The organism is Corynebacterium sp. HMSC055G02, from assembly GCF_001809065.1.
GTDB lineage: Bacteria > Actinomycetota > Actinomycetes > Mycobacteriales > Mycobacteriaceae > Corynebacterium > Corynebacterium jeikeium_D.
Genome location: NZ_KV795675.1, coordinates 75,681 through 95,199 on the forward strand (window position 1 = coordinate 75,681; position 19,519 = coordinate 95,199).

At 57.9% G+C, this 19,519-nt stretch carries 17 protein-coding genes; 12 read left to right on the plus strand and 5 right to left on the minus strand.

The window, feature by feature from the left end:
• Window positions 1-332: 332 nt before the first annotated feature.
• On the minus strand, window positions 333-1,307 hold the full coding sequence (locus HMPREF2547_RS10135; RefSeq protein ID WP_070605728.1) for an NAD-dependent epimerase/dehydratase family protein: 975 nt from the start codon (window positions 1,305-1,307) through the stop codon (window positions 333-335).
• Between the two features lie 123 nt (window positions 1,308-1,430).
• The gene (gene ychF, locus HMPREF2547_RS10140) at window positions 1,431-2,510 is read right to left on the minus strand and encodes a redox-regulated ATPase YchF (RefSeq protein WP_042389448.1); all 1,080 of its coding nucleotides are present in this window, start codon (window positions 2,508-2,510) and stop codon (window positions 1,431-1,433) included.
• A 94-nt stretch (window positions 2,511-2,604) separates the two neighbouring features.
• Between ychF and HMPREF2547_RS10145 the strand changes: the two genes are divergently transcribed.
• The 4 genes from HMPREF2547_RS10145 (at window position 2,605) to HMPREF2547_RS10160 (ending at window position 7,084) form a co-directional block, all read left to right on the plus strand.
• A complete protein-coding gene (locus HMPREF2547_RS10145; protein WP_070605729.1) occupies window positions 2,605-4,155 on the plus strand; it encodes an AI-2E family transporter in 1,551 nt (516 codons plus the stop codon).
• Window positions 4,156-4,234: 79 nt separating this feature from the next.
• Complete coding sequence (locus tag HMPREF2547_RS10150; RefSeq protein WP_246819677.1) at window positions 4,235-5,389, plus strand: DUF6542 domain-containing protein; 1,155 nt, start codon at window positions 4,235-4,237, stop codon at window positions 5,387-5,389.
• 107 nt (window positions 5,390-5,496) lie between these two features.
• The gene (gene xseA, locus HMPREF2547_RS10155) at window positions 5,497-6,732 is read left to right on the plus strand and encodes an exodeoxyribonuclease VII large subunit (protein WP_070605733.1); all 1,236 of its coding nucleotides are present in this window, start codon (window positions 5,497-5,499) and stop codon (window positions 6,730-6,732) included.
• Window positions 6,733-6,793: 61 nt separating this feature from the next.
• Window positions 6,794-7,084 (plus strand): exodeoxyribonuclease VII small subunit, encoded by a 291-nt coding sequence (locus HMPREF2547_RS10160; protein ID WP_070605735.1) that lies wholly within the window; start codon window positions 6,794-6,796, stop codon window positions 7,082-7,084.
• Between the two features lie 118 nt (window positions 7,085-7,202).
• Here the strand turns inward: HMPREF2547_RS10160 and HMPREF2547_RS10165 are convergent, their stop codons facing one another.
• Window positions 7,203-7,832 (minus strand): DUF4245 domain-containing protein, encoded by a 630-nt coding sequence (locus tag HMPREF2547_RS10165; protein ID WP_080969536.1) that lies wholly within the window; start codon window positions 7,830-7,832, stop codon window positions 7,203-7,205.
• A 370-nt stretch (window positions 7,833-8,202) separates the two neighbouring features.
• Between HMPREF2547_RS10165 and glpX the strand changes: the two genes are divergently transcribed.
• From glpX to HMPREF2547_RS10190, 5 genes are all read left to right on the plus strand, one after another.
• Complete coding sequence (glpX, locus tag HMPREF2547_RS10170; RefSeq protein ID WP_005510610.1) at window positions 8,203-9,228, plus strand: class II fructose-bisphosphatase; 1,026 nt, start codon at window positions 8,203-8,205, stop codon at window positions 9,226-9,228.
• 163 nt (window positions 9,229-9,391) lie between these two features.
• Window positions 9,392-10,792 carry a class II fumarate hydratase gene (locus HMPREF2547_RS10175; protein ID WP_016423173.1) on the plus strand — a complete coding sequence of 467 codons (1,401 nt, stop codon included), beginning with the start codon at window positions 9,392-9,394 and terminating at the stop codon, window positions 10,790-10,792.
• 227 nt (window positions 10,793-11,019) lie between these two features.
• On the plus strand, window positions 11,020-12,315 hold the full coding sequence (locus HMPREF2547_RS10180; RefSeq protein ID WP_240593391.1) for a TIGR01777 family oxidoreductase: 1,296 nt from the start codon (window positions 11,020-11,022) through the stop codon (window positions 12,313-12,315).
• Window positions 12,316-12,507: 192 nt separating this feature from the next.
• Complete coding sequence (locus HMPREF2547_RS10185) at window positions 12,508-13,203, plus strand: TetR/AcrR family transcriptional regulator (RefSeq protein ID WP_049172273.1); 696 nt, start codon at window positions 12,508-12,510, stop codon at window positions 13,201-13,203.
• Window positions 13,193-14,791: an MDR family MFS transporter gene (locus HMPREF2547_RS10190; protein ID WP_049172271.1), complete on the plus strand. Its 1,599-nt coding sequence runs from the start codon at window positions 13,193-13,195 to the stop codon at window positions 14,789-14,791. Before HMPREF2547_RS10185 ends, HMPREF2547_RS10190 begins: the two co-directional genes overlap by 11 nt.
• Before the next feature lie 31 nt (window positions 14,792-14,822).
• Here HMPREF2547_RS10190 and HMPREF2547_RS10195 read toward each other — a convergent pair whose 3' ends face one another.
• Both HMPREF2547_RS10195 and HMPREF2547_RS10200 read right to left on the minus strand, forming a co-directional pair.
• Entirely contained in the window at window positions 14,823-15,455 is a 633-nt protein-coding gene (locus HMPREF2547_RS10195; RefSeq protein ID WP_016423177.1) for a GNAT family N-acetyltransferase, read from the minus strand.
• 64 nt (window positions 15,456-15,519) lie between these two features.
• A complete protein-coding gene (locus HMPREF2547_RS10200) occupies window positions 15,520-16,272 on the minus strand; it encodes a type 2 periplasmic-binding domain-containing protein (protein WP_070605738.1) in 753 nt (250 codons plus the stop codon).
• 40 nt (window positions 16,273-16,312) lie between these two features.
• Between HMPREF2547_RS10200 and HMPREF2547_RS10205 the strand changes: the two genes are divergently transcribed.
• The 3 genes from HMPREF2547_RS10205 to HMPREF2547_RS10215 all read left to right on the plus strand — a co-directional run bounded on the left by HMPREF2547_RS10205 (window position 16,313) and on the right by HMPREF2547_RS10215 (window position 19,336).
• Entirely contained in the window at window positions 16,313-16,705 is a 393-nt protein-coding gene (locus tag HMPREF2547_RS10205) for a DUF5997 family protein (RefSeq protein WP_042389451.1), read from the plus strand.
• 50 nt (window positions 16,706-16,755) lie between these two features.
• Window positions 16,756-17,529 (plus strand): alpha/beta fold hydrolase, encoded by a 774-nt coding sequence (locus HMPREF2547_RS10210; protein ID WP_016423180.1) that lies wholly within the window; start codon window positions 16,756-16,758, stop codon window positions 17,527-17,529.
• 634 nt (window positions 17,530-18,163) lie between these two features.
• Window positions 18,164-19,336: an acyl-CoA dehydrogenase family protein gene (locus tag HMPREF2547_RS10215; RefSeq protein ID WP_048759734.1), complete on the plus strand. Its 1,173-nt coding sequence runs from the start codon at window positions 18,164-18,166 to the stop codon at window positions 19,334-19,336.
• The last annotated feature ends 183 nt before the right edge of the window (window positions 19,337-19,519 follow it).

Genomic DNA, 19,519 nt, shown 5'->3' on the forward strand with positions numbered 1-19,519 from the left:
GTCCCTGGCAAAAGCGCCGGGCACTAGTCCTGACTCAACACTCGACGAGAATCATCAACGAATCTCACTAGTTATTGAAACGGAACTCCACGGAGTGGCGAAAGAAGGCTACCTCACTCAGTTGCAAGCGATTCGAGAAGCCGAAAAGTGTGCCGCAAGGCGTTTCCTGCTCGGAAAGGCAGCCTCCGCAGGCTAGATCGTTCCGCGTCATGAAGAGCTAGCACCGCCGAAGTTCCCCTCAAGTCAGATTCGGACTCATTCTCACAGTCAGTCGCGGAACGAAAACCAACTTAGTACGGTCCCGACTGCAACTAAAACTGTTCCTGCCGAAACTAAATACCATCTTCTAACCGCTGGCGAAGCACGACTTCCTCTTCATCGCTGAGCCCAGCGAGTCTTTCCCCCTGCTGTTCTTCTTCGAATCGCAGCGCATCCGCCAATGTTTCTTTCAACGGGCGAATCTGCAGGCCAGCTTCGTAGGCTGTGGCGCAATCGAGTAGCGCGATGTTGCGAAACTGTTCACCTGGTACCCACAACGGCAACGATTTTGGGCCCATCCACGGGGTTACATCATTAGCGAGAAGCAGTTCATCAGAGCAAGGTCGCTCCGTAGCCTCCGATGCGGTTAACTCACGCGAAATCTTGAACACATCGGACAAGGAAGTAGCAAACCCCGTGGCGTTAAAGGTTCCGAAAGTTCCAACTTCTGCAGACTCAACTATCCAGTCTGCAAGGTCTTTCACATCAATCATAGCGACGGGAAACGCCGGGTCTGGGACGATCACGTTCTCACCCGTGGGATGCGCGAAGCGCCACGGATAGTAACCACTGCGCCCTGTTTCGTCGCCGTAGCCGGCGATCAGACCGGGTCGAACTACCATTACCGACCTATTTATGTTGCGATAAATCGTTTCGCAAGCAGACTTTGCGGCCGGGTACTGCCCCATGTTCTCCATGTAGTCAATTTCAAGCGGAGTGACTACGGAATCAGACTCGGAAGAAATACTTCCTTGGTCCTCATATACGCTGCTCGAAGACACAAATATACGATGCTTGGCCTGGAGTTTCGTCGCCGCATCCCGCGCATGCTTCGGCTGACTCGTCAGATCCACAATGGTGTCCCAAGTTTTCCCCGCAACCTCATCGTACGCACCGTCACGGTCACGGTCTGAACTCACAAATTCGGCTCCGTTGGGAACCTTCCCGTTACCCCGCGCGAGGCAAGTAACTTGATGTCCTCGGTCGATTGCTGCCGCCGCAATGTGTCCTCCAAGGAAACCGGTACCACCGAGCAATAAAAAGTTCATGTCACTAGTTGTACACGAAACCTTCTCACACGTGACCAGTCCTAATCCCAGCGCATCGAAGCTGGAATAAGATGTCAGAGCAGGATTACCCCACCATCTGTCAGAGCTTCTTATTCGGCTAACCTACACGTTGAACTTGAACTCGACCACGTCACCGTCGTGCATGATGTAGTCCTTGCCCTCCTGGCGGACCTTGCCCTTGGCCTTCGCCTCGGCAATCGAACCGGCCTCGACCAAGTCGTTGAAGGACACAATTTCAGCCTTAATGAAACCGCGCTCAAAATCAGTGTGAATCACGCCGGCAGCCTGCGGAGCCGTAGCACCCTTCGGAATGGTCCAGGCGCGAGACTCCTTCGGGCCAGCGGTCAGGTAAGTCTGCAGACCAAGAGTGCGGAAACCAGCGCGAGCAAGCGAATGCAGACCCGGCTCGGTCTGGCCAATTTCAGCCAGGAGCTCATTGCGGGATTCCTCATCCAGCTCCAGAAGGTCCGACTCAGCCTTGGCGTCGAGGAACACACAGTCCGCCGGTTCCACAGCAGCGGCCAGATCCGCGCGGCGGTTCTCGTCGGCAAGCACTTCCTCATCAGCGTTGAAGACGTAGAGGAACGGCTTTGCGGTGAGCAAGTGCAGCTCGCGCAGAGCGGAGAGCTTCACGTCATCGGAAGCTGCGAAGAGAGTGCGTCCCTCTTCCAGCACAGCGAGAGCCTGCTTGACGGCTTCAACCTCACCGACCTTTTCCTTATCCTTCTTGGCTTCCTTTTCCAGACGCGGCAGCGCCTTCTCAATAGTCTGGATATCAGCCAGGATAAGCTCGGTTTCAATCACACCGATGTCAGAGGCCGGGTCAACCTTGCCGTCGACATGCACAACGTCATCATCATTGAAGACACGGACGACCTGACAGATAGCGTCAGCCTCGCGGATGTTGGCGAGGAACTTGTTACCAAGACCTTCGCCCTCCGATGCACCCTTGACGATGCCGGCGATGTCCACAAACGACACCGTAGCCGGAAGAATACGCTCGGAGCCGTAAATTTCGGCGAGCTTATTCAAACGTGGATCGGGAAGCTCCACAACGCCGACGTTCGGCTCGATGGTGGCGAACGGATAATTCGCAGCCAGCACATCGTTGCGTGTCAAGGCGTTAAACAGGGTTGACTTTCCGACATTGGGCAGACCGACGATTCCAAGTGTAAGACTCACATTGCCCATCTTACGGGCTTGGGGAGACAGATTTGAACTCGCCCTAGCTTCGTGAAGTTGCCCCCTATCCCCTGCGAACCCCCATAATGAATATGTGAGCAATAAACCCAATGAAGGCGAAGAGCGGACTGCGCAGTCCGAAAAAGACGCTATCGATCACGTAATGGGATCGGAGCCTCTGCGTATAGAACAGTCTCTGTCTATACCCTCCGACGCCCATAAGTCAGCGGCAACGCAACCGGATTTGCCGGAAGATGCTGAAAACCTCGATGAGCTTATGAGCGAAAACGACTCCGAGTCCATCGACCGCGCCGACGTCATCGGCGAGGGCGCCCGGTGGTTCGCAGGTTGGTGTCTGCGCTTCCTCATCACAGCAGCGGCGCTGTACGTCAGCGCTATGATTCTGGGAAAGATTTGGGCTGGCGTTCTGCCGATTTTGTTGGCCCTGATTGTCTCCACGGTGCTGGCCCCGCCCGCCGTGTTCCTGATGAAACACCGCTGGCCCCGCGCACTCGCCGCACTGACGGTCATCCTAGGCGCGGTGGCGGTGCTTGGCGGCGTTGTCGCGTTCCTCGCCCCGACTGTGCAGTCGCAGTTCCCAGAATTGCGTCGCCAGTTCACCGACGGCATTCAGGAAGTCCAGAACATCATTCAGGCCCCGCCATTTAACGTCAAGGATGAGCAGATTCTCGATGCTCTGGACCAGGGGTCCACATGGCTTCAGGAGCGCTCCGGCGATATCGCCAACACAGTCTTCCAAGGCATCTCGGTGGTCTCCTCGGCCGCCGTAACCTTGATGGCAATGTTGGTTCTGACGTTCTTCTTCATCAAGGACGGCCAGGACTTCCTGCCATGGCTCCGCCGCCTGACCGGACGTCGTCTCGGCTGGCACCTCACCGAGGTGCTCACCCGCTCCTGGAACACGCTGTCGGGCTACATCCGCACGCAGGCTATCGTTTCGCTTATCGACGCGGTCTTCATCGGTGCCGGTCTTGCAATTTTGAATGTGCCGCTGGCAATGGTTCTGGCCGTGGTGACTTTCTTCGCTGGCTTCATTCCTATTGTCGGTGCGTTCACCGCCGGCTTCATTGCAGTGGTAGTCGCACTCGTCGCCAACGGCCTGACTACAGCAATCCTCGTATTGCTCATCATCATTGCTGTCCAGCAAATCGAGGGCAACATCCTCTCCCCAATCCTGCAGGCCAAGGCTATGGACTTGCACGCCGCAATCGTCCTGCTGGTCGTTCTGCTCGGTGGCGGTATCTTCGGCATCATCGGCGCCTTCCTGGCGGTGCCAGTCACCGCAGTCGTCGCGGTCTGGTTCCGCTACCTCGGCGACCTCACAGATTTGCGTACGGGCGACAAGACCGCAAAGGACATCGAGTTCGCCACGGACGCCGGATCGATCTCGGGTATTCAAATTGAAGCTGCCGGCCGTGCGATGCGCGACCGACTGGCTTCGTTCCGCCTGGGCAGTGACGACTCCGACAGCTCTGCAGAGAGCGCCGTGAAGGCAGATGCTCGCACCGCCGGTAAGGTTTCCCCCGATGCTGGTCCGACCAAGCAGGAAGAGGGAACGATGACCAAGGCCTTCCATAAAGTCTCTGAAGTGGTCTCCGGGTCTTTCTCTAAGAAAAAGAAGTAAGGCGAAATTTTAAGACACGGGCGAGCCCACATACCGGGCTTGCCCGTATTATCACTAATAACCGGTAGGATACGCATTCGTGTCGAACAGATCAGCAATAACCCGTAAAGGCAGTGGAAACAAACCCCTGCTTCCACGCGTGCCAATGTTTGTGCCGCCGTTGCTGATGCTTCTAGCTGGCGTTATTGGTTTGCTCTTTTCTGTTCCCAACGGTTCGATTGGCAAGCCCTACTTCATTGCTTTTGCCGTGGCTGCTGTGGCCGGAACACTGTTGGTGGTTCCTCGCGGTCTGGTAGTTACCGTCGCTCAAATCCCCATTTTGTTCGCGCTTGTCACCTTTTTCACAGCGTGGTTTACCGGTTCTCTCGCCGATCCCGAAAATGGTGGCGCGACCGCGACGACCTCTAAACGCGCTCGCCTGGTGACCTCCGCATATCCCATCATCCAGCAGTTCCCGTGGCTGCTGATCTTGATGATCATCTGTGTCATCATCGCAGTATGGCGTTACCTCGAAATCACCCGCACCCAGGAGAAATCCCTCAACACCCAGCGCAAGGCCGCTAAACAGCGCCAGCACCGTGACGAAGCCGCTGTCGAATCCAGCTCTCAGGTGCGCCGTCGTCTCGCCGAATCGGATCGCCGCGTAGCTTCTCGCTCTCAGGAACGCCCTGCTTCACGACGTCCCGCTGCGGACATTATCCGAGATGCCGAAGCTCGCCGCCAGGCGCGCCAGCAGGCTGCACGCTCTCGGCAGGAGACTTCTCGTTCTGGTGCCCGACCGGCAGCGAGCGCCAGCTCGGCATCGCGCAACGCCGAGCAACTGCGTGAGCGACCAGTTGACCGCTCTGGGGAGCGCGCCCAGCAGCGCTCGAATTTCGCACAGCGGGCCCAGCAGCCAACATCCCGTTGGCAGTCTCGCCCGCATCCGGGACAGGCGCAGTTCACTCAGGATTCCACTTCGTCAAACTCGACCAGACAGCAGCCTCGTCGTCCGATTGAACGGCCAAACGCACCGCAGCGGCCGAAGCAGGAGTTTCCCCGTCGTCAAGCGGCAGGAACGGCACGGATGTGGGGAGAACAGTCTTCGCCGGAGTCCCGGTCCGAAAAGCCTCAACAGAGCCCCGCACGCCAAGTAGGCAACCACCGCCGCACCGAGGAGTGGCCACCGCGACAGCAGCGTCCTCGCCAGGAGCGCATAACCGGGCGCGATAGCAGGTCTCGTTACCGCAAGTAGCTCGGGCTTGCACTTCTACCATCACAGTTGCCCACAGGCAGATTTAGCCTGTGGGCAACGTGCGTTTATTAGCAGGGCAATCCGCGCCATCGTGTAAATGTTGATGTATGTCGAAATTGGAAACGTCGGCCGAGAAACCGGTTCAGGTTCGACGCCTGAACCAGTTAGTCAAGGACTACATTGAGCGCCTTGGACAGATTTGGGTCGAGGGGGAAATCGCCCAGGTCAACTCCAAGCCGAGCTGGAAGCTCTCCTACATCACTCTGCGTGACACCTCCGCGGAGTTTTCGGTGTCGGTGACTTGTTCTACGGCGGCTCTGCGCACTAATCCGTTGCGCAATGGCGACCGCGTAGTGGTTTTGGGCAAGCCTGCGTTTTATGCCGGGCGGGGGCAGTTTTCCCTGTGGGCTACGGAGTGGAGGCCCGTCGGTTTGGGGCAACTATTGGCACGGTTGGAACAGCTGCGCCAGGCGCTAGCGGCGGAGGGACTTTTTGATCCATGGCTGAAACGCCCTCTGCCCTACCTCCCCTACAAGATCGGGTTGATTACCGGTCGCGGTTCGGCAGCTGAACGCGATGTGCTTTCGGTCGCGGGTGCCCGCTGGCCCGAAGTGGATTTCCGGGTAATCAACACAATTGTGCAGGGCGCCAAGGCTGTTCCGGAGATTATTGAAGCGCTGGCACAGCTCGACGCCGACCCGGAGGTCGATGTCATCATCGTCGCCCGTGGCGGTGGCAGTGTCGAAGATTTGCTGCCTTTTTCAGATGAGGCTCTGATTCGTGCGGTGAGTAAGGCGACAACACCGGTGGTTTCTGCAATCGGGCACGAGCCGGATACTCCGCTGTTGGATTACGTCGCTGATTTACGTGCTGCCACACCGACGGATGCAGCCAAGAAAACAGTGCCCGATGCTGCTGAGGAACGCCGCCTCATTGCACAGCTGCGTGAGCGCTCCTCGGCATCCCTGCGGCGATGGGTTGACCGTGAAGTAGCTACTCTGAGGGATTTAACGTCGCGGCCGGTACTGCGCGATCCGCTCACTCCCATCCGCGTGCGTGAAGAGTTTGTCACGGCGCAGGTCGATCGGCTACGTTTTCTCATCCACCGCAGTCTGGAACGTGAGGAAGCCGTGGTATCGGGATTGCGCGGCAAGGTTTCAGCACTTGGCCCCTCTGCCACGCTCGCTCGCGGCTATGCCATCGTGCAGGCACAATCGGCTACTCAGCCGGAACCACAGATTGTGACCTCTATTGCAGATGCTCCGATGGGTTCCCAACTGCGAATTCGCGTCAGTGACGGCTCCATCTCTGCAGCGACGCTAGCTACGAAGCCGGCGAATTAGTAAGCAATGACTTTTCCAACTTTGAATCTTTAACTACTAGATGTGAAGGACGTATTCGCTAATGAATGACAATGTTTTCGGCGCGGGTCAGGCTCCCTCTTCGGAGGAACAGGTACCGGTAGAGAACCTGAGCTACGAGCAGGCTCGAGATGCGCTGGTCGAGACCGTCAAGCTCCTAGAACTCGGACAGATGAGCCTGGATGAATCCCTGGCGCTGTGGGAGCGAGGCGAGGCGCTGGCCCGCCGCTGCGAGGAGCATTTGGCTGGCGCACGGGCAAAGGTTGAAGCCGCCTTGGCCAGCAAGAATCAGGATGTCTCGGCTTCTGCCGAGAATGTGGGCGATGAGGAATAAAAAGAGACGAGAAACGATCGTCAGTTCATATCGTTTCTCGTCTCTTCGCTGATAGCTGAGTTCAGCTATTTTATGGCCCTAGTTGGGATTACCCATCCAGGTGAGTGCTCGACTCGGCCTACTTTGCTGGTGCCGACGGCGTCTCGGACGCAGTCTGCTGCGGCTGTGACGAATCCGGCATTGTCGTGTCCGGATCAATTGGCTCGGCCTTCTGCAATGCCGCCGCCAACTGTGTGAACTCCTCGTCGTTGGCAGTGCCCTCGATAATTGCGCGGGAGTCACCGAGGTCCCCAACCCATACGCGACGCACGTTGTCCTCAGCCGGCTCATACTTAGTCCAGGTTGTACCTTCCACGTCAGTAGTACCGTCCCGGAGACGGTTCTTACCATCATCCGGCAGCTGACCTGCTTCCGCATCTGTTTGCGTGACCTGAATGAATGCTCCGCTAGCGGTGACATAGCCAATAATGGTTGTCTGCTTCCCCGCCGCCATACCCGCGCGGGTCGAGTTTGAAGTCCAGCCCTCAGGCACCTTCGGCAGGCGAACTGGATAGTCCACGCGCCGAGCCTCCACGTTCACGAATGGGGCGGCATCGACCTCGCGCACCGGACCGTTTTCCGGCTTCCCGGGGTTAAAACTGCACAGGCCGGTAAAGCCAATGGTGACAGCCACCGCAAGAAACATCACCACGAGGGTGAGAATCATGTCTCGACTGTCCTGCAAAATCCTAGGTTTCTCATTCGCCACGCGCTCAAGTATGCCAAAGGCCCCGCAACGAACCTAGTCATCAGTCGCACCCGCACAGCTGCAGCTAGCAATACTTGATGACGGACGCTGTCGACGTCGTCAAGCGAACTGACGCCGGAACAAACTTTTGATAACCGCGTGATGTGGGGGTTTAGCCCTGAAACTCCCCCCACTTTGGCGCTGCGTCCACCCCCGAACACCAAAAAGGTGGAACACTAGTAACAGATGCAAAGGCGCTAAAACTGATGCGCCAAACATCAATCAATAGAAATTGTTGCAACGCTAAACCCCAGTTTCCTGGCGTGGCGTCTCCCAGCACATTCTCAAACCTCAAAAGAGTTCTCAAAAACCACGGAAGGGCCAGAAGTCAATGAACGCCTCGAATCCTGAAGCACCAGATCGCAACCTTGCGATGGAGCTCGTCCGAGTTACTGAGTCCGCTGCACTGGCAGCTGGTCAGTGGGTCGGTCGTGGTCAGAAGGAAAAGGGCGACGGCGCTGCCGTCGATGCCATGCGTCAGCTCATCAACACCGTGGCTATGAACGGTGTCGTTGTTATTGGCGAGGGCGAAAAGGACGAAGCCCCGATGCTGTTCAACGGCGAAAAGGTCGGCAACGGCCAAGGCCCGGCCGTTGACATCGCGGTTGACCCGATTGACGGCACGACTCTGATGGCAGAGGGCCGCCCGAACTCTATCGCTGTTCTTGCTGCTGCAGACCGCGGCTCCATGTACGACCCGTCGGCTGTGTTCTACATGGATAAGATTGCTGTTGGCCCGGAGGCTGCCGGCAAGATTGACATCGAGGCTCCAGTTGAGCACAACATCAAGGTCGTTGCTAAGGCCAAGGGGCTGCGTCCGGAAGATGTCACTGTTGTCGTGCTGGATCGCCCGCGCCACGCTGACATGATTCGTGACATCCGCGAAGCTGGCGCCAAGGTTCGCCTGATCGGCGATGGTGACGTTGCTGGCGCTGTTGCCGCAGCTCAGAACACAAACTCGGTTGATATCATGATGGGCGTCGGCGGCACCCCAGAAGGTGTCATCACCGCATGCGCCATGAAGTGTATGGGCGGCGAGATCCAGGGCAAACTGCACCCGCGCGATGAGGCCGAAATTAAGAAGGCTCTCGACGCTGGGCACGATCTTTCTCGTGTTCTGACCACCGATGACCTGGTCGCATCCGACAACTGCTACTTCGTTGCCACTGGTGTCACCAACGGTGACATGCTGCGCGGTGTCGCTTACCGCGGTAACGGCGCGTGGACCCGCTCGCTGGTTATGCGCTCCAAGTCCGGCACCATTCGTCGCATCGAGGCTTTCCACTCCCTGGAGAAGCTGCGCAAGTACGCCAGCATCGACTACGGCAAGGGCGAGATGCCTGACATCGATCTGTAAGTAACTACCCCTTTAGTGGTGCCCTCAGGGCACCACTTTTTTAACAAACTGATTCATACTTGAAGACGAATGCGCTAACGGTTCTGCATCGCATGAAAATTGCATGCGCAATGAGGGGCCGTTCTGCGCGCACTCAAGTTCCCCTAACTGAAAGAGGCAACGAATGACAGAGCAGCAGTTCCGCATCGAGCACGACACCATGGGCGAGGTTAAGGTTCCGGTTAACGCCCTGTGGCGCGCACAGACTCAGCGTGCAGTTGAGAACTTCCCGATTTCCGGCCGTCCGCTGGAGTCTGCACAGATTCGCGCTATGGGTCTGCTGAAGGCAGCTTGCGCCATCGTCAACAAGGAGCGCGGCCTGCTGTCTGCTGAGCAGGCAGATGCCATCGTCGCCGCTGCCAAGGAAATTGCCGAAGGCAAGCACGATGCTGAGTTCCCGATTGACGTCTTCCAGACCGGTTCGGGCACTTCTTCCAACATGAACACCAACGAAGTCATTGCGTCCATCGCAAAGGCCAACGGCGTTGAGGTTCACCCGAATGACCACGTCAACATGGGTCAGTCTTCCAACGACACCTTCCCGACTGCCACTCACGTCGCAGCAACCGAGGCAGCTGTCAAGGACCTCGTCCCGGGACTGAAGGTTCTGCAGGAGTCCCTGGCTAAGAAGGCCAAGGAATGGGAGACCGTTGTTAAGTCCGGCCGCACTCACCTGATGGACGCTGTCCCGGTGACCCTGGGTCAGGAGTTCTCCGGTTACGCCCGCCAGATTGAGGCTGGCATTGAGCGCATCGAGGCCACCCTGCCGCGTCTGGGCGAGCTGCCAATCGGTGGTACCGCTGTTGGCACCGGCCTGAACACCCCGGCGGACTTCGGTGCCAAGGTCACCGCTGAGCTCGTCGAACTGACCGGCATCAAGGAGCTGCGCGAGGCTCAGAACCACTTCGAGGCTCAGGCTAACCGCGATGCCCTGGTCGAATTCTCCGGCGCTATGCGCACCGTCGCAGTCTCCCTGAACAAGATCGCTAACGACATTCGCTGGATGGGCTCCGGCCCGCTGACCGGCCTTGCTGAGATTCACCTGCCGGATCTGCAGCCGGGTTCCTCCATCATGCCGGGTAAGGTCAACCCGGTTCTGTGCGAGACTGCCACCCAGGTCGCAGCGCAGGTTCTGGGCAACGACACCGCTGTTGAGTTTGCTGGCGCTAACGGCGCATTCGAGCTGAACGTCTTCATCCCGGTCATGGCACGTAACGTGCTGGAGTCCGCTAAGCTGCTGGCGAACACCGCACGCGTCTTCGCCGAGAAGCTGGTGGACGGCATCGAGCCGAACGTTGAGCGTATGAAGACTCTGGCTGAGTCCTCCCCGTCGATTGTGACCCCGCTGAACTCCGCCATCGGCTACGAGAACGCAGCTAAGGTCGCTAAGACTGCTCTGAAGGAAGGTAAGACCATCCGTCAGACTGTTATCGACATGGGCTTCGTCGACGGCGAGAAGCTGACCGAGGAAGAGCTGGACAAGCGCCTCGACGTGCTGGCAATGGCCAACACTGATCGTGACTAGTTCTTTCTGAACTCGAAGGTGTGAGAGCACCTTACGCATAAGACCCCGTAGTCTCACTTCGCTGAAAGACTTCGGGGTCTACTATTTTTCCTTAACGTCGGACAAGTTTCAGAGAGTGACTAACTATTCCCACCTATCGCCACACCATCGCATTTCCTCGCCGTTGCGTCGCCGAGTGGTTCTCCCGCCCAGGCGCTGTCACCCGCCTAACACCGGGGCTTCTCCCGATGTCACCGAAATCCGAATCCGCCAACCTCGCCGACGGCACGACCGTATTCTCCATGCCGGCTGGCCTCAAATGGATTGCACGTCACGACCCGGCCGGTTTCCTCCCCGGCCAGAGATTCATTGACGAAGTCACCAGCGAGCCCTTTCGCCGCATCACGGGGTGGAAGCACACCCACGTTCTCTCCGATACTCCGCTTGACGACGGCAGCGCTGGCACGGTTTTAGAGGACACCGTTGACACCAAGGTTCCGGTACCCGGGTTGGATTCGATGTTCGCCTACCGTGCTACGAAGGTTGCTGGCGACCTTGCGGCCGTCGATAGGCTTTCGGAGTATTTGGGGCATGTGCCGGAGCCGCTGACAGTGGCGATCAGTGGAGCTACGGGGACCGTCGGAACGCAGCTGCGCGCGCTACTGACCACGGCCGGACATGAGGTGATTTTGCTGGTGCGCTCACGTGAACAGACGGGTGTGGACAAGCGATATTGGGATACTGCGGCACCCGCAGCTGACTTGCTGGAGGGAGTCGACGCGGTCATCCATCTGGCCGGCGCACCGATTGCGGGGCGCTTCACGGAGGCGCATCTTCGAAAGGTTCGCCATTCCCGTGTCGAACCAACGCGAGCTCTGGCAAAGCTCGTTGCATCTACTGACAGCGTGAAGGTCGCGGTTGGAGCGTCGGCGGTGGGGTTCTACGGTGCGGATCGTGGCCCAGAGGTGCTCACCGAGGACGCTGGCCCTGGCGCGGAAGCGCAGCGTTACGACGGCAGCGCCGCCGCGGACAGTCTCTCGGCTATCGTGCGCGATTGGGAAAATGCATGGGATCCCGCTCGCGATGCAGGCAAGCGGGTCGTAAACGTCCGTACTGGTCTCGTGCTTGCTGGTGGCGGCGGACTCTTGCCGCTACTAGCGGGCGTGGTGTTCACCGGACTTGGAGGAAGATTGGGGTCGGGCGAGCAGTGGTTCCCGTGGATTGCTTTGGACGACCTGTTGGACATCTATCACCGGTCGTTGGCAGATTCCGCACTTGCCGGACCTGTCAATGCGGTGGTGCCACTGGCTTCCGGAGTGAATAATGCGGAGTTCACGAGGGTATTGGGAGAGGTCTTGCACCGCCCGACGGCGGTTCCGATTCCTTCACTGGGGCCTGCAGTACTGCTGGGCAAACGCGGTGCTGCGGAGTTGGCTCTCGCGAATCAGAGAGTAGAGGCAGCAGCGCTGCAAAAGGCGGGGCACAGGTTCCGCTTCACTTCGCTTAACGACGCCCTGCGCCACGAGCTATTGAAGGAGACGTAGCCTTCCACCGTGCCTACACAAAACACGAAGGTTGTGTAATTGAATGGCGCGTTGCGACTATCAACAACCCGACCCCTGCGCCTGAGTCCACGGCATCCTGAACAACCCAAAGATGCTCTCTGCATAGGTACTCAAACACCTGTTGACTCATCAACTTGCCATCACATTGCACTCGGTGTAACTTTGCACCTCGTGCAAATTGATGAGAATACCTATCACAGATTGGACCCGGGCCAACACCCCGAGTGCGGTCTCCGGGAGCTCAAAAGGTTTCAAACACACTGCGCTTTGGCCGATGCCGCGACCGCCCTTGTATTGGATCGCGGATACGACCAAGTCAACATCGAAGACATCTGTCAGCGGGTCAATATCAGTCGACGCACATTCTTCAATTACTTCGACTCCAAGGATCAAGCCATCTTCGGCAACGGCATCATGTCATTCGATGCTGACGATGAAGAGGTATTCCTCGCCCAAATTCACCAAGACCCCATCGCGGACATGCTCGATTTCATCGAGAAAAAGCAGCAATCCCAGCTACTCCGATATAAAGAGCTGGGGGCAACCGAAGAGTTTCACCGTCTGCTCAAGGAGCGTATCCGCGAGATTTTGCGCAATGAGCCAAAGCTATCGACGGTTGTCATTTCGAATTTTGGCAACTCAATGCGCCGCGTCCGTTCTGCCTTTGAGCGCTATTTCGAGATGAATCCACAGTCGCGCACGCACCCCGAGCTGCCCGTCGGGCACGAGGTAGCACTGTCGGTCGGTTTCGTCCGCGAATGCGTGCTGTACTCATCGGCTCATCGGGACGAATTCACAACAGATACACCGCTTCACGACGCCGCCGACGTCGTTAAAAATTTCTGGAGGAGGAATAGTGACAGCTAGCAACACCACTGCTCAAGATCAAACCGACACCACGGTTTCTGACAACAAGTCCCACTTGGGAATCATTTTCTTCGCGCTCATTCTCACTATGCTGATGAGCTCGCTGGGGCAGATGATTTTCGCCACCGCCCTGCCGACCATCGTCGGCGAGCTCGGCGGAGTTGACCACATGTCGTGGGTTATTTCTGCATTCCTGTTGGCACAGACTGTGGCAATGCCGATTGTCGGCAAGCTCGGTGACATGATTGGGCGCAAGGGCCTGTTCATGATGGGCATCGCGCTGTTCATGGTCGGTTCCGTCATGGGTGCAATCACCAACTCCATGAGCCTGCTCATCGCCGCCCGCGCTTTTCAGGGATTTGCTGGCGGTACATTGATGGTTTCCTCACAGGCCATCCTGGCCGAGGTTATTCCCGCACGCCAGCGCGGTAAGTACATGGGCATCATGGGTGCTGTGTTCGGTCTGAGTTCCGTGCTGGGACCAGTGCTGGGAGGCTGGTTCACCGACGGCCCGGGCTGGCGCTGGGGCCTGTGGATCAACGTCCCGATGGGCGTGGTTGCACTATCGGCAGCTGCGGCCTTCCTGAAGCTGCCCCGACGCCAGAGTGAAGGAAACTTCGACTACATCGGCACGATGTTCTTGACTGCCGCTGCCTCGACGCTAATTCTCACCACCACGTGGGGCGGTACACAGTACGACTGGAACTCCGGGGTCATCATCTCGCTTATCGTTGCCTCTGTCGTTTCCTGGGTGCTGTTCTTCCTCACCGAGACTCGCGTTTCCAACCCACTGATTCCGACGCACTTGTTTAATAACCGGAACTTCGTGCTCACGACTGTGTCGGGTCTCATTCTGGGTATCGCGATGTTCGGCACTATGGCCTATATTCCGACCTACCTGCAGATGGTGCACTCAATGTCACCGACCGCTGCAGGTTTGATGATGACGCCGATGATGGTCGGCATGCTGCTCACCTCAATTGGCGTTGGCCAGATTATTTCGCGGACTGGTAAGTATCGCTTCTACCCCTTCGTCGGCCTGATGATTATGGCTGTCTCCCTCTACTTGCTGTCCACGCTGGAGACCACCACCCCGCTGTGGCAGGTTGGTGTGTACCTGTTCATCATGGGCTTCGGCCTGGGCACCGGCATGCAGGTTCTGGTTCTCATCGTGCAGAACTCCTTCCCGGTCGCCATGGTCGGTACCGCTACCGCTGCGAATAACTTCTTCCGCCAGATTGGTGGTGCGGTCGGTTCCTCCATTGTGGGTTCGATTTTCATCCACCGCATGAAGGACCTGGCAGGCGAACGCGTTCCGGCTGCTGTCGAACAAATCAAGGCCGCATCACCGGAGGCTGCAGCAGAGTTCGCAAAGCAGATGGGCCCGGAGGGCTTTTCCTCTAAGTCGATCGGTTCACTGACGCCTCATGTGCTGGATAGCATGCCGGCGCCAATCCATGAAGCGCTGATCTCCAGCTACAACGATGGTTTGACGCCGATCTTCTTGGTACTAATGCCAGTGATTATTCTGGCAGCAATCATTGTGTTCTTTGTTCGCGAGGATCCGTTGAAGGAAACCGTCGAGTAATTAATTCAAAGGGAGCCTCAGCTCCCGGCAGCTATGCCCCCACCTGGCCGTCGGCGCGGTCGAGCTTGTCCAGAATCGGACGGTTCGGCTCACCGGCGGCTTCTGCTTCTTCCTGGACGCGCTTCAGCGCGCGCTCTTCTGGTTTTTCCAGCAGCTTTTCCAAAATAATGACATCGCGCCACTGCCCCGCCATTGGGCCGTAGGTCATCTTTGCCATGTGGTGGTAAATCCCCACTTCACGGAAGCCGAGCTTTCGATGCAGCTTTAACGATCCCACATTCTCCGGGAAGACCCACGAGTGAATCGACCAGCAGTCGAGCTCCGTGGCATCGTCGATAAGCTTCTGCAGCAGCGTCGCCGCCAGCCCCATGCCCTGCCCGTCAGGATGGACGTAGATGGAGTCTTCGATGACGCCATTGAAAATCGGGCGCTTGGATACCGGCGCTGCCGATGCCCAAGCCAGAATCTTGTCCGGGTTTTCTGCGTCGACGGCGACGTAACACAAATCCACTCGTTTGAGTGCGATGAATTCGTCCCACTCGGGAGCGGAGTGCTCCCAGGACGCGTGCCCCGTATCCAGGCCAATCTCGTAGATCTCTTGGATCTGTGGATAGTCCTCTTCACGCATCATTCGAATCGTGAAATCGCGCTTCTTTTCAGCCATAACTACAAGTGTGGCTAATTTTTCCGCGCACGTCGAACGAAACGGCAAAAATATTGTAAAAAGATTACTTTCGCCTGCGCGGTCGCCCGTTTCCGCCGCTGCTTCGACGTCCACCACGACCACTGCGCGCATGCTTTACGACGGTCCCAGCGCGCTGCCGGCGGGCTTGCTTAGCAAGCGTCTTTTCTCTGGCCGACAACTTCTTCGGCTGCTCGTCAGCCTTCTTGCGCCCCAACTGCGTGCGTGTCGAGCCCTCCCTGCGCCCCTGGACAATGCCGACGAACTCCTGCCGGAGCTCGTCGTCCTCTACTTTCGGCCACACCAACCAAATAGCTGTCCGAGACAGCGGTTCCGTGGCGCCTTCCTCGGCCACCAAGTTCGATGAGGCCACCGCCTTCTTCGACAGCGCCTTCAAAATCGTGCGAGGTCCCACCACGACACCTGCACCAGTGGCCGCAACGGGCAGCATCTGTCGCAGCTCATCCGGATCCACGGAGGTCAACAGCACAGTTTCGTCCGCCAACAGCTCCTCCGGCACGGACTCTGTGAGGGAGAACACGTGCTCTTTCTCGAAGGCCACGCCCCAGGCTTCGTCGTAAAGCCGGATGCGATGGAGCGACTCGGGCAGCGAGCTTTCGGACTCTAACCGAACCAGCGCCATGTCAGCGGCGCCGCCGACCAGGTCGGACATCGGATCGTCGGCGGCGTGGGTGTGCAGTGTTGCCGGAATTCGATCCCTAAAGCGGCGAAACCACTTCTCGGGACTGGTGCCGGTGGCGAACACGATGCGCAGGACGGCGGGTTCAGGAGTCGACATACTCCGCAAGGTTACTCGAATGGGTGCTAGCGTTGAACCCATGAAACCCCTAACCGCAGCCAAAAAACTTGGCATTTTCCTCCCGGCCACACCCGAGGAATTTCGCACTGGTGAGATTTCGCACGCGCAGTTTGCCGAACTGCAATCCAATCCGCCGGAATGGCTCGCTGAGCTACGCCGCAACGGACCGCACCCGCGTCCAGAAGTTGCCCGCAAGCTGGGCATCACTATCACGGCGTTGAAGAAGAACGACATGGACAAGCCGCTGACAACGGCGGAGATTAAGGATTTGCTCGAGCAGATGCCGGAGTGGCTGGAGGCCGCTCGTGAGTCCATGGCGAAGCAGCGCGTGGAAGCCGCTGAGGCAGAGGCCAAGAAGGACGACGGCCCTGGTCGGGCTGCCGCTGAAGCTGCTCGCAACGCCGAGAATTAGCAGACACAGCTGGCACAGCTGACACAGCCAACACCTTCAAGGAGGATCTCGTGGCCATCGACTACACCGCACATGCAATCAACCACAAGGACAACGGTACGGTTGTCCTGATTGGCTCGCTGGGCACCACACAGGAGATGTGGGAGCCCCAGGTAGCCGCTTTGAGCGAAAAGTACCAGGTCATCACGCCAGATGTCCGCGGCCATGGCGATTCCCCTATCCCCGAGGGTGAGTGGGACATGAGCCACTTGGCCGCCGACATCATCGAGGTCCTCGATGAGGAGGATGTTGACCGTGCACATTTTGTGGGACTATCTCTCGGCGGCGCTATCGCCCAGACCATCGCACTAGAACACGCCGATCGCGTGGTCAGTCTGACACTGTCGTCGACGGCGCCGAAATTCGGCACACCCGAGGCCTGGCAGGAAAAGGCCCAGCTCGTGCGTGACAAGGGCACAGGCGCGCTCGCGGACACTGTCGTCCGCAACTGGTTTACCGACGAGTGCTTCGACACTACCCCTGAGCTCCCCGCCCGCTTCCGCGACATGATCGCAGATTGCCCCGATGACGGCTACATCGGCGCCTGCGGAGCACTCTCTCGCTTCGACACCCGCGAGCGCCTCGCCGAGATCACCGCTCCGACGCTGGTCATCGCCGGTAAGCAGGACACCTCTACGTCTCTCGACGTCGTCACTTCGCTTCACGACGGCATCGCGGGCTCGACCATGGTCGTCATTTCGCCGGCCAAGCACCTGCTCAACCAGGAAACCCCGGAGTACTACAACTCGGCCCTGCTGGCGCACATTGATGGGATTGCCGACTAGCGCCTAATCGCAGCAATAAAAAATAAAAATAACGCGACCTGCTCGCTGTCCATTCCACGGGGACGGCGCACAGGTCGCGTCATTTTTTCGAGTGCAATTGGAGGTTGCTATGACTGCAGTGGAAGAAGCTCGGATAATCAAGGGAACCGGTCTCCACCTGATGCTCATACTAACTACCACCAGCACTAATGGGAATAAGAAAACGAGAATGTTTCGTTAATCACCCCCATGATGACCATCCAAAACGCCTACCCTATCGACCCCAAAGCCCCAGGGTCCCGCCTGTCAGATATGACAAAAATAGCCATTCACCTGGCTTTGTAGGTTAGCATTACCTAACATTGCCGACTGTCGGGGATAGTCTGGATTCAATAGCAACCCCCAACCGCAACGGGGGTAGTTTTCCGGGAAGGCTGGGCGCAATATCCGTCGTCAAGCGATTCCACATCACCAATCGGGAAAAAACTTTTAAAAAAACAAGTGTCTCTCATCACACTCATGCATAATGGGGTACAACAGTCATAGTCACTATGACGATGAACCGAGGCCATCGCGTTTATCTGCAGCGTTTATCTGCGACGTACGAAAAGGCCTTAAGACAAAAATTCCACGACAATATTTCTAGGAGCATGTCATGAAGGACTTTCTGCCCCGTACTCACTTCGAAGAAGAGCACAACATGTTCCGCGACATGGTTCGCGGCTTCGTCGAGAAGGAAATCACCCCGAACGTAGAGCGCTGGCACAAGGAAGGTCAGCCGGACCGCGAGGTCTTCAAGAAGGCCGGTGAGCTCGGCCTGATTGGTATGTCCACTCCGGAGGCATACGGCGGCGGCGGAGAGATGGACTTCCGCTACAACCAGGTCCTGAACGAGGAGCTTTCCAACGCTGACTGTGGCTCCATCGTCGTTTCCTTCGGCGTTCTCAACGACCTGGTCGCTCCGTACCTGGCTAAGTTCGGCAACGAAGAGCAGAAGCAGAAGTACCTGGCTTCCATGAACGCCGGCGACACCATCGGCTGCCTCGCTATGACCGAGCCGGGCGCCGGTTCTGACCTGGCAGGTATGCGCACTTTCGCCAAGAAGGACGGCGACCACTACGTCCTCAACGGCACCAAGATCTTCATCTCCAACGGCATGATGGCGGACTTCGCTCTCGTCGCAGCTATCACCGACCCATCCAAGGGCCGCGCTGGTGTCTCCATGTTCATCGTCGACGCTGACCTCGAGGGCTTCACCAAGGCTGGCCCGCTGCAGAAGGTCGGCTTGAAGGCTCAGGACACCGCTGAGCTCAACTTCGACAACGTCCGCGTTCCGGCCGAGAACCTGCTCGGCGAAGAGGGCGCTGCCTTCGGCTACCTGCGCACCAACCTCGCTCACGAGCGCCTGACCCTGGCTTGCGGCTCTGTCGCAACTTCCCGCCGCGCCTGGACCCTGGCTTACAAGTACGCTCAGGAGCGCGAGGCATTCGGTCGCCCGATTATCCAGCACCAGGTCCACGGCCACTACCTGGCTGACATCGCCACCCGCGTCACCGCCCTGCAGGCTTTCGTTGACCAGGCCGTTATGGCCCACAACGCTGGCCAGCTGGACGAGACCGGTGCTTCCATGGCCAAGTACTGGACCACCGAGGAGCAGCAGGACATCGTTACCCGCTGCCTGCAGATGTTCGGCGGCTACGGCTTCATGCTCGAGTACCCAATCTCCACTCACTACCTCGACTCCAAGGTCCAGACCATTTACGGTGGCACCAACGAGATCATGAAGGAGATCATCTTCCGTCGTATCGCCAAGGGCGGCGCAGAGTAAACAGCGCACGTCGGTCTAGCCGATTCGCCCCAAACCCCGTCAGGTCTTCCTGGCGGGGTTTTTGCATACCTCAAAGTAGGTGGCTGGCGATTATTTACGAGGCTGGATTAGAGCTCCCTTCCCCTGTGCCATACCCCTCACCAAAAACATTACCCCCTACAAAACCGAAACTATACAATGAGA

What these genes read in the sequence shown, in the direction of transcription:
- HMPREF2547_RS10135 (WP_070605728.1), bottom strand. Translation starts at nt 1,307, where the DNA reads ATGAACTTTTTATTGCTCGGTGGTACCGGTTTCCTTGGAGGACACATT.
- xseA (WP_070605733.1), top strand. Translation starts at nt 5,497, where the DNA reads ATGTCGAAATTGGAAACGTCGGCCGAGAAACCGGTTCAGGTTCGACGC.
- HMPREF2547_RS10160 (WP_070605735.1), top strand. Translation starts at nt 6,794, where the DNA reads ATGAATGACAATGTTTTCGGCGCGGGTCAGGCTCCCTCTTCGGAGGAA.
- glpX (WP_005510610.1), top strand. Translation starts at nt 8,203, where the DNA reads ATGAACGCCTCGAATCCTGAAGCACCAGATCGCAACCTTGCGATGGAG.
- HMPREF2547_RS10175 (WP_016423173.1), top strand. Translation starts at nt 9,392, where the DNA reads ATGACAGAGCAGCAGTTCCGCATCGAGCACGACACCATGGGCGAGGTT.
- HMPREF2547_RS10180 (WP_240593391.1), top strand. Translation starts at nt 11,020, where the DNA reads ATGTCACCGAAATCCGAATCCGCCAACCTCGCCGACGGCACGACCGTA.
- HMPREF2547_RS10195 (WP_016423177.1), bottom strand. Translation starts at nt 15,455, where the DNA reads ATGGCTGAAAAGAAGCGCGATTTCACGATTCGAATGATGCGTGAAGAG.
- HMPREF2547_RS10200 (WP_070605738.1), bottom strand. Translation starts at nt 16,272, where the DNA reads ATGTCGACTCCTGAACCCGCCGTCCTGCGCATCGTGTTCGCCACCGGC.
- HMPREF2547_RS10205 (WP_042389451.1), top strand. Translation starts at nt 16,313, where the DNA reads ATGAAACCCCTAACCGCAGCCAAAAAACTTGGCATTTTCCTCCCGGCC.
- HMPREF2547_RS10215 (WP_048759734.1), top strand. Translation starts at nt 18,164, where the DNA reads ATGAAGGACTTTCTGCCCCGTACTCACTTCGAAGAAGAGCACAACATG.